Source organism: Pseudomonas serbiensis (assembly GCF_030580745.1).
In the GTDB taxonomy this organism is placed as follows: Bacteria; Pseudomonadota; Gammaproteobacteria; order Pseudomonadales; family Pseudomonadaceae; genus Aquipseudomonas; species Aquipseudomonas serbiensis.
The window spans coordinates 1-860 of sequence record NZ_JAUQOO010000061.1 but is presented as its reverse complement, the minus strand read 5'-3'; the positions used below and the strand labels follow the sequence as shown (position 1 = coordinate 860).

The window sequence follows — 860 nt, the reverse complement described above, 5'->3', positions numbered from 1 at the left end:
GACACCATTGCCGGGCAAGGCACGGTGGCCATGGAAATCCTGCGTCAGCAACCGGGCCAGCTGGACGCCATTTTCGTCCCGGTGGGCGGTGGCGGTCTGATTGCGGGCATTGCCGCTTACGTCAAATACTTGCGCCCGGACATCAAGGTCATCGGCGTCGAGCCGGACGACTCCAACTGCCTGCAAGTCGCCATGGCTGCCGGTGAGCGTGTGGTGCTGAATCAGGTCGGACTGTTTGCCGATGGCGTGGCGGTGGCGCAGATCGGCCATCACACCTTTGAGGTCTGTCGTCACTACGTCGATGAAGTCATCACCGTCAGCACCGACGAAATCTGCGCAGCCATCAAGGACATCTACGATGACACCCGCTCCATCACCGAACCGGCCGGTGCGCTGGGCGTGGCCGGGATCAAGAAGTATGTCGAGCAACGTGGCATCAGCGGCCAGACGCTGGTGGCCATCGACTCCGGCGCCAACGTCAACTTCGACCGCCTGCGCCATGTGGCCGAGCGCGCCGAACTGGGTGAAGGCCGCGAAGCCATCATCGCCGTGACCATCCCCGAACAGCCGGGCAGCTTCAAGGCGTTCTGCCAGGCCATCGGCAAGCGCCAGATCACCGAGTTCAACTATCGCTACCACACCGACCGCGAAGCCCACATCTTTGTCGGCGTGCAGACCCACCCGGATACTGACCCACGCAGCGCCCTGATCGCCAGCCTGACGGAGCAAGGCTTCCCGGTGCTGGACCTGACCGATAACGAACTGGCCAAGCTGCATATCCGGCATATGGTCGGCGGGCATGCCGAGCGGGTGGATGATGAAGTGGTGCTGCGCTTCGAGTTCCCGGAACGGCCGGGCGC

1 protein-coding gene is annotated in these 860 nt (G+C 63.5%); it reads left to right on the top strand.

Annotation, left to right across the window (positions count from 1 at the left end; all coding sequences use genetic code 11):
- The coding region (gene ilvA / locus Q6A51_RS27280; protein WP_304576181.1) for a threonine ammonia-lyase, biosynthetic at window positions 1-860 on the top strand (860 nt) is incomplete at both ends.